This window comes from Acidobacteriota bacterium, assembly GCA_022562055.1.
In the GTDB taxonomy this organism is placed as follows: domain Bacteria; phylum Actinomycetota; class Acidimicrobiia; order Spongiisociales; family UBA5794; genus BMS3BBIN02.
On record JADFQA010000038.1, the window covers coordinates 11,775 to 28,714 of the forward strand.

The 16,940-nt window shown below is 58.9% G+C and carries 15 protein-coding genes; 3 read left to right on the forward strand and 12 right to left on the reverse strand.

Features of this window, described 5'->3' with window-relative positions; genetic code table 11:
• Nucleotides 1–6: 6 nt before the first annotated feature.
• From gap to coaE, 11 genes are all read right to left on the reverse strand, one after another.
• A complete protein-coding gene (gap, locus tag IIC71_12500; GenBank protein MCH7670001.1) occupies nucleotides 7–996 on the reverse strand; it encodes a type I glyceraldehyde-3-phosphate dehydrogenase in 990 nt (329 codons plus the stop codon).
• 23 nt (nucleotides 997–1,019) lie between these two features.
• Entirely contained in the window at nucleotides 1,020–1,997 is a 978-nt protein-coding gene (locus tag IIC71_12505) for a YvcK family protein (protein ID MCH7670002.1), read from the reverse strand.
• Nucleotides 1,994–2,863: an RNase adapter RapZ gene (gene rapZ / locus IIC71_12510; GenBank protein ID MCH7670003.1), complete on the reverse strand. Its 870-nt coding sequence runs from the start codon at nucleotides 2,861–2,863 to the stop codon at nucleotides 1,994–1,996. Before rapZ ends, IIC71_12505 begins: the two co-directional genes overlap by 4 nt.
• Before the next feature lie 38 nt (nucleotides 2,864–2,901).
• On the reverse strand, nucleotides 2,902–4,764 hold the full coding sequence (uvrC, locus tag IIC71_12515) for an excinuclease ABC subunit UvrC (protein MCH7670004.1): 1,863 nt from the start codon (nucleotides 4,762–4,764) through the stop codon (nucleotides 2,902–2,904).
• 88 nt (nucleotides 4,765–4,852) lie between these two features.
• Entirely contained in the window at nucleotides 4,853–5,110 is a 258-nt protein-coding gene (locus tag IIC71_12520; protein ID MCH7670005.1) for a hypothetical protein, read from the reverse strand.
• Between the two features lie 89 nt (nucleotides 5,111–5,199).
• Entirely contained in the window at nucleotides 5,200–5,892 is a 693-nt protein-coding gene (locus tag IIC71_12525) for a class I SAM-dependent methyltransferase (protein MCH7670006.1), read from the reverse strand.
• Entirely contained in the window at nucleotides 5,889–7,094 is a 1,206-nt protein-coding gene (locus tag IIC71_12530) for a DUF2029 domain-containing protein (GenBank protein ID MCH7670007.1), read from the reverse strand. The genes IIC71_12525 and IIC71_12530 overlap by 4 nt, the downstream gene beginning before the upstream one ends.
• Complete coding sequence (locus IIC71_12535; GenBank protein MCH7670008.1) at nucleotides 7,087–8,316, reverse strand: DUF2029 domain-containing protein; 1,230 nt, start codon at nucleotides 8,314–8,316, stop codon at nucleotides 7,087–7,089. The genes IIC71_12530 and IIC71_12535 overlap by 8 nt, the downstream gene beginning before the upstream one ends.
• A gap of 110 nt (nucleotides 8,317–8,426) precedes the next feature.
• On the reverse strand, nucleotides 8,427–11,252 hold the full coding sequence (uvrA, locus tag IIC71_12540) for an excinuclease ABC subunit UvrA (GenBank protein MCH7670009.1): 2,826 nt from the start codon (nucleotides 11,250–11,252) through the stop codon (nucleotides 8,427–8,429).
• A gap of 120 nt (nucleotides 11,253–11,372) precedes the next feature.
• The gene (gene uvrB, locus IIC71_12545; GenBank protein MCH7670010.1) at nucleotides 11,373–13,394 is read right to left on the reverse strand and encodes an excinuclease ABC subunit UvrB; all 2,022 of its coding nucleotides are present in this window, start codon (nucleotides 13,392–13,394) and stop codon (nucleotides 11,373–11,375) included.
• Nucleotides 13,395–13,424: 30 nt separating this feature from the next.
• Nucleotides 13,425–14,012 (reverse strand): dephospho-CoA kinase, encoded by a 588-nt coding sequence (gene coaE, locus IIC71_12550; protein ID MCH7670011.1) that lies wholly within the window; start codon nucleotides 14,010–14,012, stop codon nucleotides 13,425–13,427.
• 22 nt (nucleotides 14,013–14,034) lie between these two features.
• On the opposite strand from coaE, the gene IIC71_12555 reads away from it, so the two are divergent.
• From IIC71_12555 to IIC71_12565, 3 genes are all read left to right on the forward strand, one after another.
• The gene (locus tag IIC71_12555) at nucleotides 14,035–15,576 is read left to right on the forward strand and encodes a hypothetical protein (GenBank protein MCH7670012.1); all 1,542 of its coding nucleotides are present in this window, start codon (nucleotides 14,035–14,037) and stop codon (nucleotides 15,574–15,576) included.
• A gap of 71 nt (nucleotides 15,577–15,647) precedes the next feature.
• Nucleotides 15,648–16,283, forward strand: coding sequence for a response regulator transcription factor (locus tag IIC71_12560; GenBank protein MCH7670013.1), 636 nt, complete (start codon nucleotides 15,648–15,650; stop codon nucleotides 16,281–16,283).
• Nucleotides 16,284–16,408: 125 nt separating this feature from the next.
• The gene (locus IIC71_12565) at nucleotides 16,409–16,576 is read left to right on the forward strand and encodes a Flp family type IVb pilin (GenBank protein ID MCH7670014.1); all 168 of its coding nucleotides are present in this window, start codon (nucleotides 16,409–16,411) and stop codon (nucleotides 16,574–16,576) included.
• Between the two features lie 132 nt (nucleotides 16,577–16,708).
• Here the strand turns inward: IIC71_12565 and IIC71_12570 are convergent.
• A partial coding sequence (locus IIC71_12570; GenBank protein MCH7670015.1) for a hypothetical protein occupies nucleotides 16,709–16,940 on the reverse strand: 232 nt, incomplete at its 5' end.

Here is a 16,940-nt window from a genome sequence, read left to right on the forward strand (position 1 = left end):
GCTACCTCAGCCAAGCAACCGGACGAGATCAACGATACGGCTCGAGTAGCCCCACTCGTTGTCGTACCAACCAAATACCTTGATCATCTTGTCGCTGACCATCGTGAACGGAGCATCAAAGATCGTCGAGGCCGGGTCTCCAACGATGTCCGAAGACACAATCGGATCGGTCGAATAGCGAATGACGCCCGCAAGCGCGCCATCGGCTGCAGCCTTGAACGCTTCGTTCACGGCTGCGACGGATACATCGCTCTCGACGGTAACAACAAGGTCCGTGATCGATCCGTCGGCAACCGGGACACGCAACGCCTTCGCCTCGAATCTTCCCGCAAGCTCAGGCAACACTTTCCCAATCGCGGCCGCAGCGCCAGTCGATGTTGGAATGATGTTGGCGGCCGCAGCACGGCCTCGTCTCGGATCAGGGTGCGGAAGATCGAGAATCTTTTGGTCGTTGGTGTACGCGTGCACAGTTGTGAACATCCCCTGCACGATCGTGAACTGTTCGTGGAGCACCTTGACCATCGGCGCAACACAGTTCGTTGTGCACGACGCGTTAGAAATGATCTTGTGAACATCGGGGTCGAGTCCGCCATCGTTGACACCGACGACCACGGTGTAGTCAGGGTCGCTAACGGGTGCGGACACGATGACGTGGTTTGCGCCAGCTGTGCGATGGCGTGACGCTTGCTCGTTCGTACGAAACACGCCGGTCGACTCAATAACGACATCAACACCAAGATCGGCCCACGGAAGGTTTTCCGGTTCGCGCTCTGCAAACACCTTGAACGTGTCGCCATCGACTTCAAGGCCGTCGTCGATCACCGCAACCTTCCCGTCATACCGGCCGTGAACCGTGTCGTACTGCAAAAGGTACGCAAGGGTATTTGCGTCGGTGAGATCGTTGATTGCGACGATATCGATGTCGGCGCCGGTCTTCTTGACTGCTCGGAAGAAGTTTCTCCCGATTCGGCCAAACCCGTTGATCGCTACTTTCATGACACCCCTTCGTGTGTTCGTGGTTACAGATATGTGACAAGTTCGCCTAACGCGTTACAAAGCTTGACCGCGTCGTGCTGCGGCCACACCGTTTTCGGGTCGACGATGTCGGCAAGGACCACATGCACCCCAAAAGTTTCGAGGATCTCAACCTCAACCTGAAGCGGTTGTTGTGGCAAAGGTACCTCCACTAAAGCGTTGTGGGCGACGATAGCATTTGGAGAACGGATGCCACCCACACGGATCAATACGCTCAGATGGTCTGCAGCGTCCATTCCAAGGGTTTCTCCCGCCTGCGTGTAGAGATTCGCGACATAGATGAGCGAGGCCTTCGAATCGTTCACCGCGTCCGCAATTCCAGGCACAACAAGGGTTGCAATTGTCGACGTAAAGAGACTGCCGGGACCCAGCACGATTTGGTCGGCGCCGGCAATGGCAGACAGTGCGCGGGGATTTGCCACTGCCCCAGGTGTTACTTCGATCGAATCGAAGGGACCGTGCGTTCGGGTGATTTCCGCTTGCCCCGATATCGTTTGCTCCCCTTTCGCAGCCGTGAGTTGCAACCGGCCGCGACACACCGGGATCACCTCGCCGGCAGCACCGAGCAACCGCTCGGCGGCGCGCAAGGCAGCTTCGAAGTCTCCTTCGATGTCCGCGAGCGACGCAAGCAGCAGGTTCCCAAGCGAGTGGCCACCTACGTCGCTTGCATTGAATCTGTATTCGAAGAGTCGCCGCCACACGGTCTCGTCAGGGCTCATTGCAATGAGACACTTTCGGATGTCCCCCGGCGGTGGAATGTTGAGCGCCGGAGCAAGCCTCCCCGACGAACCCCCGTCGTCAGCAACCGTGACAATCGCAGACAGAGTTCCGGCGTATCCGACGGCGCTACGCAACACTTGGGCCAGCCCGTGGCCGCCACCGATGGCCACCACCCTCGGCCGCGACGGATCGGTGTCTAGAACCGCAAGCAGCGTTTGGGCATCCGCACTCAGCTCCCTCATGACGCGCTCCGAGGGGCATCTCGGTGGCGAACTGTTACGGCGATGTCGGTGGAGTTGAGATGGTTTGCGATCGCTTCGACCATTGCTACCGAACGATGTTTTCCACCGGTGCAGCCGACACCAATGGTGAGATACAGCTTCCCCTCTTCTTCGTATCTGGGGATCAAGAAATCGAGCATGTCGCTGGCCATTGTCAAGAATCTGCGCGCATCCTCGTTGGCGAACACGTAGTCGGCGACCGAAGAATCCAAGCCAGTGAGATCGCGCAGTCCTTCTATCCAATGTGGGTTTGGCAGAAAACGCACGTCGAACAAAACGTCGACGACGCTGGGATTGCCGCGTTTGAAACCAAAGGAAACGAGTTCGATTTGAAGACGCTGGGTGGGTGTGTACTCGTCAAAAGAGGCGTCGACCTGCCTGCGCAGCTCGTGGACGTTGAGATCTGAGGTGTCGATCACGATGTCTGCAATGTTACGAATCGGCGCAAGCAATTCTCGCTCGGCGCGAATCTTGTCCGATAGTGTTCCAGCCTGAACCGGGTGCCTGCGCCGGGTCTCCTCGAATCGGCGGATCAGCACAACGTCGGTCGCATCGATGAACAGGACGGTGACACGGATCCCCGAGCCGCGCAATGTGTTGACGGCGGCATCCAGATCCGCCGGAGTCAGTCCACCGCGGGAGTCAACGACGATGGCAATGCGGGCACGATCGGAGTCCGGGCCGCCGACGCTGTCGACCACCGCAGGCACCAGCGCCGCGGGAAGGTTGTCAACGACAAAAAAACCGGAGTCTTCTAGCGCGTTTGCAGCCTGGCTGCGGCCGGCGCCCGATAGTCCGGTAAGGATGATGACGTGTTGATGCTCCATGTCGTCCCTAGGAAGGCCAGTCGCAGTGTTGTCGAACTTCATCGTTGTGGCAATACGCGGCGCGACCGCGCCGGTGACGTGTGGAGTTGGTTGTACAACTCCTTCGCTACCGATGCCGGGACCACCTCGGCGAGCTGGCCCTCTGTGGCTTCCCGCATTCTCTTCAGCGACCCGAACCGCCGCAAAAGGTCTTTGCGACGTTTTGCTCCAATACCCGGGACACCGTCGAGCGTGGATTCGACCATGCCCTTGCCGCGAAGAGTCCGGTGATACGAAATCGCAAACCGATGGGCCTCGTCGCGCACCCGCTGCAGCAGATACAGCGCCTCATCGCCTCTCGGGATTTGCAACGGTTCTGACATATTGGGGAAGTAGACCTCCTCAAGACGTTTGGCCAGACCGACAACCGGTATTGCGAGATCGAACTCGGCGAGGACTTTTACCGCCCGAGAGAGCTGGCCCGGTCCCCCATCGACGACTATCAGCGTTGGTGGATACGCAAACTTAGAATCCTCGGTGATGCCCGCCTTGCGCTCGGCGATGTACGCGGCAAAACGCCGCCGCAGAACCTCCTCCATAGCAGCGAAGTCGTCCTGCCCCTCGACCGTCTTGATCTTAAAGCGGCGATATTGATTCTTTTTTGGGAGCGCGTCTTCGAACACGACCATGGACGCGACAGTGAACGCACCCTGGATGGTCGATATGTCGTAACACTCGATCCGCAACGGCGCCTCCGCCAACCCAAGGTGTTCCTGGAGGCTGCTGATTGCTTTTGCGCGCGCGTTATGGTCGCTGCTCCTTTTGAGGCGGTGACGCGAAAACTCTTCGCGCGCATTTGCAAAACCGGTCTCCATGAGATGGCGCTTGGCACCGCGCTTTGGGACGCGAAGGCGCACCGGACGGCCACGCTCTTGTGACAGCCACTTCACCCAAAGACCCATGTTGTCAGGCTCGATCGGCACCAATACTTCAGCGGGTGGCGGCTCGTCGGCGTATACGCGCTCAAGCAAAACACCGATCATTTCAGCATCGGTGACGTCCTCAACCTTGTCGAGTATGACCCGCTTTCGTCCCCGGATTCTGCCAAGGCGGACATGGAGTACGACCACGCTCGCCTCGAGGTCATCCTGGTCGATAGCGATGACGTCAAACGTCTCCTTGCGCTGGGTCACGAGCTGCTGTTTGGCGAGCACTCGCTCGACTGCAACCCGTTGGTCGCGGAGCCGCCCGGCGCGTTCGTAGTCTTGGGAGGACGACGCTTCTTCCATTTGAACCGTGAGGGTGTCGAGCAGCTCGTCGTCGTGGCCTTGCAAAAACCGGGCCATGCCTTCGACGAATCCCTCGTATCGCTCAGCGGTAACGGCGCCCACGCACGGACCCGAGCACCGGTCTATGTGGAACAGCAGACACGGCGATCCGAGGGATTCGTGGTTTGCAAACTTGGAGTCTTTGCAGGTCCGAACGGGAAAAGTCCGCAGCAGCAGGTCGAGCGTTCCGCGGATTGCATATGCGTGCGCATAGGGGCCAAAATACTGGACATCCTTGCGCCGACGCCCCCGCATGACCTGAGCGCGTGGCCACTCGTCACCGCGAGTCAGTGCAAGATAGGGAAACGACTTGTCGTCGACCAGCCGAATGTTGAAGCGGGGGCGATGCTCCTTGATGAGCGCATACTCGAGCATGAGTGCCTCGACCTCGGTGCCGGTGACGATCCATTCCACCTCCGCTGCGGCCGTGACCATGGCACGTGTTCGCGGTTGCAACTCGGCCGCGAAGTAGTTGGCGAGTCGATGTCTGAGCACCTTAGCTTTGCCGACGTACAGCACCTGGTCATGCCCATCGCGGAATATGTACGCGCCGGGCGAGTCCGGTATCGAAGAAGGGGGTGGACGCGTGAGCATGTTTCAATGGTAGAGAGCCATACCGTCTGTTTTGCCACCGTGCCGGGCGGGCCGGTGAAGGCCTTGACCGGTCCGAGCGAGCCTTACTTCAGGCTATCGAACGAAAACGGGCAGCCTCAAACATGGTGTCGACGACGTTCCTGTCGCCTATGTCGATCACCCCGCGGTTGCGGAGCTCCTCTAGGTCGGACGGCAACATCCATTCCGGGACTACAGCGTAGATTTCAAGTTCAGGGGCAGCCGTTGCAATAGCACCCCGAGATGGCGCTTCGACAAGGCTCCACACCCGACCGTTGCCGTACTCATATGCAACAAGATGTTCATATGCAACAAGATGTTCCTGCATGGTGTCTCCCTGGACGATTCCAAGAACCATCGGCACATTCCGCTGGCGGCTTTAATGTGGTCTGACCCATCGACGGGCGCACACGAAACTCATCGTCGCTGCCACGAGTATCCAACAAGCCGTGGAAAGTGTTGCTGACCACGCATTGTTTCATCGCGCTTCATAGCCCGTTCGCTGGCACCGCGTTCGACCATTGCCGTAAGCGACCATCCCGTCGCAGCAGCCGCGGTGAGCACATCTGCAAGGGACCGATGATGGAACACCATCACACCGTCGCCGGCGGGCTCAGAAGAACGCGATCTCTCGAAGTACGGTCCCCACCGCCACAGATACTCACCGTCGCTCGTGTCGAAGATTGGACCCGCTCCGGGCGCCGTATAGGCCGGGTGGTTGGAGACCACCACAAGCCAACCGCTGGGTGCAACGACTCGGGCTGTCTCTTCGAAGAAACGACCGAGATCTTCAATATGCTCGAGAACCATCACCGCATATGCTCCTGCGACGGCGGCATCACGAACCCATGCAAGCTCGGGAAGGTAGGAGCGGACCACCGGGTTGTTTTGCCTTGCAGTTGTCAGCAGGGTCACAGATCCATCAACACCGACGATGGTCCCAGACAACGCTCGGGCCACCTGCCCTTCGCCGCATCCGAGGTCCAACACAACTCCCTCGTTCGTCGGCCCCGCCAGATCGCACAGCAGCGGAGTGATGTCCTCCCGATACACCGGATCTGCATCGATTTCTTGCTGCCACCATTGCGCAAGCGATTCCCACGCTGTCACTGTGGCGCCACCAAAACGTCGGCACTCACCGGTTCCTTAGCGGTCCATCGGCGTCGGCCCCGTATCGCAACAGCGCCGATCGTGATCGCGATCGGAAAGCCTGGACTCCAACCGAGCGACGCCTGCAGCGTGATCAGCGACCCTGCGGCGACGAGAGCGCCCAATGCAACAACGATCTTTGACCATGGCCACGACGACCGCTCGACCACAACCGCGACTGTGATCATGGTGACCGCAACTTCATGGGACATCGCGTGCGGCGAACCGAGAACGAACACGACAGCCAACAACGCAAATAGGGTCGAGTATTCGTCATCCCCGCGCCAAAGTTGGACCATCCCAAGCCACAGAACGCCGGCGAGACCGATTGCCAAAAGCACGAGTGGGCCGCGCTCGGATCCACTCAGGTTTTGCGCGAACCCGAGTATCGAACTCGCCGAGAATCCGTTCCTCACCGCATCCGCGCTTCCAAACTGGGCCGCCTGGCGGAGCCACTCAGAAAGCCAACCCCAGCCATAGACGACACCGTTCATTAGCCAGAACACCGCGGCGCCCGCCAATGAGCCAACAACAAGCCGCCCTCGTTTCGCGAGCACCCAGACAGCAAGAAGGGGCACCCCGAACGTTGGTTTGTAGAGCAGTACGCTGCCAAGAACACCGGCGGCGATGTCTTGATCCGCTTCGAGAAGTCGCCAGACGCCCACGAGAATGAGGACGGTCACCGCGGTGTTGGTACCCCCGACGATGACACGGGTCGTTGGCGGAAACAACAGCGATACCGCAACGGCTAACGACCAGTTTCGCAGCAACAGCCGGGGCAACAGCGGCCTCGCCAGCCAAGCTGCTACCAGCCACGCTGCCAGCATGAGCACTGTGTAAACAATTGCAGCGGTTACGAACGGCAGCGTTGCAAGCGGTCCGAATGTGGTAGCCACGATCGGCGGATAGGCAAAATACCAATACACACCGTCGCTCACATTTGTTAGCGGCTGTTGCGCGGCCCTTTGGGTTGCAGTGTCGTACAGCACCGAGTAGTCACCCGCGTTAGCGATCAGACCGGCACCGTAGAACGCCGCAAAATCACCCCCTGGAGGACGGACCCCAGGTGATGGAACTGTCATTCTTGCGGGGATGGACAAGAGCCAGATCACTACAACGACAAGCATGACCTTGCCGAAGATCGAGACCCGTCGCTCACCCATGGGCGACCAAATCTGCGACGGGTTCCTCAGATTTCTCAATCCACCCCGGAAGTTCGTGCAATACCGCGGCGCCGATAACCAACGACACCAAGAACATCGGCGCCCACCCGAGCGACACCGCCGCCAACCCCAGCCATGAAACAACACTCAGCCCGATCAGCCAGGGTGCGACGTCTCTTGTAGCGCGCTGAACTAGCACGGCCACCGGCAACATCAGAACCGCGGTCTCGTGGGACATTGCGTGTGCACTGCCCCAGATTGACGCCACGGTGAGCACCGCCATCAGGGTCGCCAAATCAGTGCTTTTGTTGGACCAGACCCATGCCGTGCCCAGCCACACAGCAACGAGTACTACACCGGCCAGCACCGTGTACCACACCCATTGGACATTCGAAATGTTCTGTGCGAAACCCAGGATCGAACTCGCGCTTGGACCGTTTATCAACGCGTCCTTACGGCCGAACGCCTCCGCCTGAGACCACCAGGGGACAACCCACCCCAAACCGGCCAGCACCGCATTCGCCCCGTAGAATACGGCAGCACCGCCCGCACCACCCGTGACTGCCCGCCAGCGACGGGAAACGACGAGCACTGCAAGCACCGGCAATCCAAAAGTCGGTTTGAACAACAACAGCGAGGCTACAACCCCCGCGGCTAGATCCCTGTCTGACTCCAAGAGCCGCCACACAACGACCAGTAGTAGCAGCGTGAAAGCGGTGTTTGACCCTCCTGCCACCACTTGGCGCATAGGCCAGAAGGAGAGCGCCGCGAGGAAGGCCCATTGCGGATGTTCGTCGATTCTTGGCAGCAGCGATCTCCCGATGGCCACCGCCCCTACGAGCGATCCCAGCATGAAGAGCAGGTGCAGCGTGAGAGCCGGCACGTATGAGACGCGAGCGAGGAACCCATACCCCCATGCGACAACCGGTGGATAGCTGAAGTAGAGGAACTTGCCCGGCACCACCCGGGTCGAATCTTGCTGCGCCTTGGCCTGCACGGCCTCGGAGTACAGGTTGTCGTAGTCACCTTGGTTGGCAAGCACACCTGCGCCGTAAAAAGCCGCGAAATCCCCACCGAGACCTTCACTGCTACGCGAGGTGAGGGCCGGTGCAAACGGCGACAGCACCACCGAAAGCAACAGCGCCGCCAACGCGGCACGCGCATATGCTCGTTTTCGCCAGTCCGTCCAGAATGCGACCAATGCTGATTTTCCTGCGTTCACCTGCCGGGTCCTTCCGTCGTGCGCCACGGAGGACTTCTCGAGCGTCACACTAGAAGGTCGGAGCACCGGCCCATGATCTTTAGGCCTCACCGGTAACGAAACCCGACGTTCTAACGCGACAGCTTCTCGCCAAGAAAGCGGCCGGTGTGCGAAGCCTGAACCGTTGCAACGTGCTCTGGAGTCCCCTCTGCAACGATCATCCCGCCGCCTTCGCCACCCTCGGGCCCGAGATCGATGATCCAATCAGCACATTTGATGACATCAAGGTTGTGTTCGATCACAATGACGGAGTTTCCCGAATCGACAAGTCGTTGCAGCACCGCAAGCAGCTTACGAATGTCCTCGAAGTGCAGGCCTGTGGTCGGCTCGTCGAGGATGTACACGGTCTTCCCGGTCGCCCGCTTTCCGAGTTCGGAGGAGAGTTTCACGCGCTGCGCCTCTCCGCCCGACAACGTGGTCGCCGGTTGCCCGAGTCGAACGTACCCAAGACCGACATCGAATAGCGTCTGCACAATGCGATTGATTCGGGGTTGGTGTTCGAAAAATGTGAGTGCATCCTCGATGGACAGATTCAACACGTCGCTTATTGAATGGCCCTTGAACTTCACTTCAAGCGTGTCCCTGTTGTAACGCAGCCCGTTGCAGGTATCACAAGGCACGTACACATCCGGTAAGAAATGCATCTCAATGCGTAGCGTGCCATCGCCTTTGCAGACCTCGCAACGACCGCCGGAGACATTGAAGCTAAACCGACCCGGCTTGTACCCGCGCGCACGTGCGTCAGGCGTGGCCGCAAAGAGTTCGCGGATGCGGTCGAACATTTTTGTGTAGGTCGCTGGGTTCGATCGCGGCGTCCGCCCGATTGGTGATTGATCGATGTTGATTACCTTGTCAAGAAGCTCCATGCCCTCAATGCTGTGGTGCCTACCTGGAAGGGCGCGTGCGGCGTGGAGTTCTGCGTGCAGCGCCCTCGACAGAGTCTGTTGGATCAGACTCGACTTGCCAGATCCCGATACCCCGGTGACGACAACGAACATTCCCAGAGGAATGTGGACGTCGATGTCCTGGAGGTTGTTCTCCGCTGCTTTGCGAATGACGAGTTCGCGTCCGTCACTCACGCGCCGCACGCCTGGAATCGGGATCGAGAGTTTTCCGGCAAGGTACTGACCGGTAATCGACTCAGCGCAAGCCATGAGCTGCTCGGGGGTGCCTTCGGCGATGATCGCTCCCCCGTGCTCGCCGGCGCCGGGACCGATGTCGATAACGTGGTCCGCACTGCGGATGGTCTCTTCATCGTGCTCGACAACAATCAGAGTGTTGCCCAGGTCTCGCAGCCTGAGCAGAGTCTCAATGAGCCGTTTGTTGTCGCGCTGGTGGAGTCCGATCGAGGGCTCGTCCAAGATGTAGAGAACACCGACTAAGCCTGAACCGATCTGTGTGGCGAGGCGGATTCTCTGTGCCTCGCCCCCCGCCAACGTCGCGGCCGACCGCATAAGGTTGAGATAATCGAGACCAACATCGATCAGAAAGTTGAGCCTTGCAAGGATCTCTTTGAGCACTAGACCCGCGATCGTCAGATCACGCTTGCTGAGAGAGAGGTTCTGGAAAAACTCGTGTGCGTGGCGCAGCGGCATCGACGAGATATCGAACACTGACTTGTCACCAACGGTGACGGCTAACGCAACGGCATTGAGCCTCGCGCCGCCGCAGGTGTTGCACGGTACCTGACGCATGAACTGCGCATACGAAGACCGTACCGCATCAGACTCGGCGCCGGTGTAACGACGCTCAAGCCACGACATCACGCCTTCGTACTCAGAATGATACCGACGCTCGCGATTGAACCTGTTTGTGTAGCGGACCTCGTACGACTTGCCACTGGCGCCGTAAAGAACGGCTTGCACGGCGGCGTCGTCGAGCGCTTCGAATGGTACATCGATCGCGATCCCTTCGAATCGGCACATCGCTTCGAGCAATCGCGTGTAGTACTTCATTCTGAATTTACCCGCCCACGGGGCGAGTGCGCCCTCGGAGAGAGTTTTGTGGGGATGGGGCACGACGAGTTGTTGATCGACTTGGAATCGAGTTCCAATCCCAGAACACGCTTCACATGCGCCGTAGGGGCTGTTGAACGAAAAGTTCCGCGGTTGCATGTCCTCAAACGAGAGTCCACAGTCCTCGCATGCGAGATGTTGGCTAAACGTCAGCGGCGGACCACCGGTGACGTCGATAACTGCAATTCCCTCGGCAAGTTCGAGCGCGGTCTCGAGCGACTCGCTCAAACGACGTTCGATTCCAGGTTTACTCACGAGCCGGTCGACGACGACTTCGATCGTATGTTGAAAATACCGGTCAAGCTTGATGTCCCCTGTCAGGTCGCGCACTTCACCATCGATGCGCGCCCTAGAAAACCCGTCCCTGGTTAGGTCCTTCAAGAGAGACTCGAACTCACCTTTGCGTCCGCGCACTATCGGTGCAAGCACCTGGAACCGTGTGCCCACTTCGAGCTCGAGCACCTGATCCACAATCTGCTGTGGCGTCTGTTTGGCTACTACCTTCCCGCATTTCGGACAGTGCGGGATCCCGACGCGGGAGAATAGAAGTCGCAGATAGTCATGGATCTCGGTGACGGTTCCGACAGTGGATCGCGGATTGCGAGACGATGTCTTCTGATCGATCGAAATGGACGGCGACAAGCCCTCGATGAAATCGACATCGGGCTTGTCCAACTGCCCGAGAAATTGGCGTGCATACGCGGAGAGGCTCTCCACATAACGACGCTGGCCCTCCGCGTAAATCGTGTCGAAGGCGAGCGACGACTTTCCAGAGCCACTGAGACCGGTAAACACGATGAGTTTGTCGCGCGGTAGCTCAAGATCAAGATTCTTGAGGTTGTGCTCGCGGGCGCCGCGAATAACTATCTTGTCGGTTGCCAAAAGGGTGAACTCCGTCGTCGTTCTGCCATCCACCGTGCGGAGCCTTGCCGCCTGTGAAAGTGTAGTAATCCGCTATGACAAGAAAACCGCTGGCGGCCGCCATTTCAGGCTACGAACATCCTATTTCATTGCCTCAACCATGTCGCGTAATTCTCGTTTTAACTCGTTCACCTCGTCACGGAGACGGGCCGCGTACTCGAACCGCAGCTCGACTGCGGCATCGTGCATCTCCTCTTCGAGGCTTTGGATCAGACGGCCTAGATCGTCATGCGGCAGGTCCGTTGGTTTACGTTCTTTCAGCTCTCGTTTCCTACGACTCGCCGACGGAGAGTGGGGACTTGACAAGAGGCCGAGAATGTCCAAAACCCGCTTGCGGATGGTCGTGGGGTCAATTCCGTGCTCCTCGTTGAACTCCCTTTGCAGGCGGCGTCGCCGATTCGTCTCGTTGATGGCCTGCCGCATTGATTTCGTGATCTTGTCGGCGTACATCAAAACCTGGCCGTCAACGTTGCGGGCGGCGCGGCCGATGGTCTGCACGAGTGATGTTTGGGACCGAAGAAACCCCTCTTTGTCGGCGTCGAGGATCGCGACCAACGAGACCTCAGGCAGGTCTAACCCCTCGCGCAGCAAGTTGACGCCGACAAGTACGTCGTATTCGCCCAACCGGAGATCCCTAAGGATCTGCACACGTTCGAGCGTGTCGATGTCCGAATGTAGATAGCGGGCCTTCACACCAGACTCGAGCAAGTAGTCAGTAAGATCCTCTGACATCTTCTTCGTGAGCGTGGTTACCAACACGCGATGGCCTTTTTCGGCGCGCAGGGTGATCTCGTGCATGAGATCATCGATCTGGCCCTTGGTCGGACGCACAATTACTTCTGGATCGACGAGACCGGTCGGTCTGATGATTTGCTCGACGATCTGCTCCGAATGCTCAAGCTCCCACGGTGAGGGTGTCGCTGACATCAAGATCGCCTGCGGCACCTTGTCAAACCACTCGTCGAACCGCAGCGGACGGTTGTCGAGCGCCGACGGCAACCGAAAGCCATGCTCGATCAGGATGTCTTTGCGGCTCTTGTCGCCGGCGTGCTGACCGTGGATCTGCGGGATAGTGACGTGGCTTTCGTCGATCACCATGATGTAGTCGTCAGGGAAGTAGTCGAGCAAAGTGAACGGGGTCTCGCCGGGTTCACGGCCGTCGAGGTATCGCGAATAGTTCTCGATCCCCGAGCAGTATCCGACCTCGCGCATCATTTCCATGTCGTATGCAGTCCGCATTCGCAGCCGTTGCGCTTCAAGAAGCTTGCCATCGGCTTCGAGTTCGCCAAGCCGCTCGTGCAACTCAACCTCGATTTTCTCAACGGCGCCAAGCAACCTCTCTTGATCAGTCACGTAATGCGTTGCCGGGTACACCCATAGATCGTTCTGCTCGGCTACCACTTCACCGGTTAGCGGGTTCATCTTGAGAATCCGTTCGACCTCGTCGCCGAAGTATTCGACCCGATACACGTATTCTTCGTACGCCGGAAACACCTCAAGCGTGTCGCCGCGCACACGGAATCTGCCGCGGGTGAGGTTGATCTCGTTGCGGTCGTATTGAATGTTGACGAGCCGCTTGACCGACTCCTGCAACGGGAACTCCACACCACGGACCAGCCTGAGAAGTTGCCCCTCGTAGTGCTCCGGCGAGCCGAGACCGTAAATCGCGCTCACCGAGGCCACAATGATCACGTCGCGCCGGGTGAGCAGCGCGGCCGTTGCGGAATGGCGAAGCCGGTCAATTTCATCGTTTACCGTCGATTCTTTCTCAATGTATGTGTCGCTCGACGCCATGTACGCCTCGGGCTGGTAGTAGTCGTAATAGCTCACGAAGTATTCGACCCGATTGTCGGGAAAGAACTCGCGGAACTCACTTGTGAGTTGAGCTGCAAGGGCTTTGTTTGGCGCAAGCACGAGCGCCGGACGCTGCACCTGTTCAATGGTCCACGCTATAGTCGCCGATTTTCCCGAGCCGGTGATTCCGAGCAGCGTCTGGAACCTCAACCCGCGCTCGATCCCTTGAGAAAGAAGCGCGATTGCTTCTGGCTGATCCCCGGCGGGCTGGAAATCGGAGTAGACCTTAAAGGGCTGCATGCGCTCCATCGTACAAGGCGGTTGTGACAACTTTCCCAGCTACGGCGCGTCCATGATGGTCTGCCACACGCTTGCAGACCGCTCACGAAGAGCTCCAAGATCGCCATCATTCACGATCACGTGATCCGCAAGACGAAGCCACGTTTCTCGATCCGGTTGCAGATTTGCCCGACGCCGTGCGTCGCCGCGGCTCATCCCACGCTGGTGCACTCGATCGAGCCGGACATCGAGCGGGGCGTCAACGAACACGACCTTCCACACGTCGGGCAGTGCCAAGGCAAGAGGCACTTCAACGACGACCGGACCGTCAGCCGCATCAGTGAACTCGACGATCGTGCGGACGATCTCGGGGTGGGTCATAACCTCAAGGTGAGCAAGCTCGTGGGAGTCCGAAAACACGATTGCGCCAAGCGCTGCCCGGTCTATTTCGCCGCCAGCATCCAAAACCTGTGGCCACCGCTCGACAACATCGGCATAGGCGGCGCCTGCGGGCCGCAAGATTTGATGCCCGATCCTGTCTGCCTCGATCGCGCTGGCACCCATACGGACAAACTCGTCGACTACGACAGACTTCCCGGCACCGATGCCACCACAGACAAGAATCACAAGATTGTTCAGTTCGGTCATCCATCGACTGTACTCTCTGCCCATGGTTTCTGGAGACACCTCGGGCAGATCCGCCCAACCGGATGCGTGGGAACTGCGCTTCGACTGGATTCTGTCGGTTTTTATGTGGCTCTCGTTCGTCTTCGGTGTTGCGCTCGCAAACATCGCAGACATCGCACCGGTTCGGCTGTTGTGGAGCGCAGGGCTCACTGGGCTGTATGCGACCGCCATCCAGGTTATGCCCCGCAGCGTGCGGCGTCAGGGGTGGTCGGGCGAGCTGGTGGCCCTCGCCGGCATAGCTGCCTCGATTTTATCCATCACGATCACCGATGGTATCGACTCGCCTTTCCTGATGTTTCTTGCCGTACCGACGGTGTACGCATCTGGCGTTCTCGGATTTCGAACGGGCATCGAAACCGCGATACTATCGACCGCCGCGCTCGTCTTTGTTGCAGTCTCTTTGGACCAGTCGGCGTTTGGTACGCCGGTGTTGCAAGCCGGGTTCTTCTACATTTTGATCTCCGTGACATTCGCTCACGGGCGTCGGCTGGTCATCGAAGGCGAGGAGAGCCGGGATGCGCTGCGAGCCGAAAACGCCGCAACAAACGAAAGAATGCGGAGACTGTCGACGGCGCACACGCTCCTCACAAGCCTTGGCGACCTTGCGACCGTGTCAGAGCTCAACCCGATGTCGGTCGGCGACGCCGCGCTTAGAGACCTTGCGCTCGCAGTACCGTTCACCCGCGGAGTGGTCTCGATCGACACCGAAGGCGATTTCACGATCGTTGCTCAACGAGGATCCGACGATGTGACCGGATCTCCAGTCTCGTACACCGTCCGCCTCGGCGACAGAACGCTGGGCCGACTCGAGCTGTGGCAAGACAACGATGACGGTATTGCCCAGCACCAGGAGCTCATCCTTGAAACGTTGCGACCACTTGCACTTGCGTTTGACAACATCGTCCTCCTACGGACGATCGCGAGGCGGGCGGTTCTTGAGGAGCGGACCCGAGTCGCACGCGACCTCCACGACAACATCGGACCGGGCCTCGCGTCTATTGGTCTCGGGTTAGACATGGCAATGATGGACCAATCAGCCTCCGAGGACAGCGTTCGCCACCTCGACTCGCTGCGATCAAACGTTGCGGCGCTGATACAAACGGTGCGCACCACAGTGGCGGACCTGCGCTCGCCGTCGCAAGAGAGTCTGTCCGACCACGCGCACAGCCTCGGCTACTCAATCGACTCGTCGGGACCCGAGCTTAGAGTCGAACTGCGCGAACGAACTACGCCGCGATTGGATGTCGCAACCGAACTCAAGGAGGTGATGGCCGAGGCGGTACGCAACGCGGTCAACCATGCCGAGGCGTCAACGATCACAATCTACGGCGATGCCGACGCGAACCAGGGTACCCTTGTAATCGCTGACGACGGCATCGGATTTGACCCGAGCTCCCGGCCACCCGGACATTTCGGCCTAGTTGGCATGCAAGAACGCGCCGCGGCAATAGGTGGACAAGCCGCAATCGAATCGTCGCCCGGCCACGGGACGACAATCACCGTGACATGGAAGGTCGACGAATGATCCGCATCGCAATTGCAGATGACCGCTGCAATCAAGGGAAACACATTATTGTGGACATGGAGGGTTGACAGATGATCCGTATCGCGATTGCAGACGATCACTACCTCCTCCTTGAAGGATTGCGCGAGGCGCTCAACGCGGTGCCTGACCTTCAGGTGGTCGCAACAGCCGGCGACGGCGAAGCGTTCGTCGCGATAGTCGCTGCGCACCGCCCCGACGTGCTCCTCGTCGATATCGAGATGCCAAAACTCACCGGTATTGCTGCACTTCGCAAGCTTGAAAATGCACCTCCCGCCATAGTGATGACGATGCACACGGACACCGACAATCTCAAACGCGCCGAAGCCGCCGGCGCGGTTGGGTTCTTCTCCAAGGAAACTCGCCTCCCCGATCTGGCCGCAGCAATACGCGCCGTGGCAGCCGGCGAAGTTCTCATCGGGGCACCAGACATTGACGAGATCCTCGCCAGGCATCGCCAGCCGGTTCTTGATGCCGGCGCTTCGGCGCTCACGGCAAGAGAACGTGAGCTGTTGGGCTACCTGGCGTCTGGCATGTCGGCAACAGATGAACTCGCCGAGACCATGTTCATCTCGCAAAAGACGGTTAAGAATCACCTTGCGTCGATCTACGAGAAGCTTGCCATCACCGACCGTGCCCAGGCTGTGGTCGAAGCGATCCGTCTCGGTTTCAATAGATCACCGCTATAAACGTATAACCACTAACAGTGGTCGACGATTACCGTAGGTGGTAAATAGGCCTAGCGACCTATAGCCCAAAGTGGGCCGATGGCGTAGATTTGGCGGTGGATCACCCTGCTAAAGGAGGAAAGAACATGAAGCTGTGGACAGCTATTCAGGCAAGGATCGCAAGTGACGAGGGCGCAAGCCTCGTTGAGTACGCGCTGCTCGTTGCGCTCATCGCTATCGTGGCGATCGCCGCAATCACGTTCGTCGGTACCAGCGTTTCGAGCACGTTCGACGACATCGGAAGCTCGCTCTAAGAGCTGCCTGTCCGATAGAACTCAAAGAAAGGTGGGGAGAGCAGACGCTCTCCCCACCTTTCTTTGTATTCGTCGCGGCGAACCAGTAGTTCACAACCACACCCATCCACAGTTGTGGCCCGGCGAATCCGCTCAGGGCGCTTCCCTTGCCAGCAGCAACCATTTCTCGTCTTGAGCTCTCACAATCCAGCCGCCTCCCGTGAGAGCGACCGCCAGTGGATCTGACCGCTTCACAATGGCCATTTGCAGGTCGTAAGCGTCGAGCACACGAGCATCACCGTCTGAAGCCAACGCAACATCGATAATTTTCGGGCCAAACAGTTCCGCGCGATCGTCAACAAACGAGGGGTGCTGCGGCCAGAAA

Coding starts and splice junctions, on each gene's coding strand:
- IIC71_12565 (MCH7670014.1), top strand. CDS start 16,409: ATGAAGCTGTGGACAGCTATTCAGGCAAGGATCGCAAGTGACGAGGGC.
- IIC71_12555 (MCH7670012.1), top strand. CDS start 14,035: ATGGTTTCTGGAGACACCTCGGGCAGATCCGCCCAACCGGATGCGTGG.
- uvrC (MCH7670004.1), bottom strand. CDS start 4,764: ATGCTCACGCGTCCACCCCCTTCTTCGATACCGGACTCGCCCGGCGCG.
- gap (MCH7670001.1), bottom strand. CDS start 996: ATGAAAGTAGCGATCAACGGGTTTGGCCGAATCGGGAGAAACTTCTTC.
- IIC71_12530 (MCH7670007.1), bottom strand. CDS start 7,094: ATGGGTGAGCGACGGGTCTCGATCTTCGGCAAGGTCATGCTTGTCGTT.
- uvrB (MCH7670010.1), bottom strand. CDS start 13,394: ATGGAGCGCATGCAGCCCTTTAAGGTCTACTCCGATTTCCAGCCCGCC.
- coaE (MCH7670011.1), bottom strand. CDS start 14,012: ATGACCGAACTGAACAATCTTGTGATTCTTGTCTGTGGTGGCATCGGT.
- IIC71_12505 (MCH7670002.1), bottom strand. CDS start 1,997: ATGAGGGAGCTGAGTGCGGATGCCCAAACGCTGCTTGCGGTTCTAGAC.
- IIC71_12520 (MCH7670005.1), bottom strand. CDS start 5,110: ATGCAGGAACATCTTGTTGCATATGAACATCTTGTTGCATATGAGTAC.
- rapZ (MCH7670003.1), bottom strand. CDS start 2,863: ATGGAGCATCAACACGTCATCATCCTTACCGGACTATCGGGCGCCGGC.
- IIC71_12560 (MCH7670013.1), top strand. CDS start 15,648: ATGATCCGTATCGCGATTGCAGACGATCACTACCTCCTCCTTGAAGGA.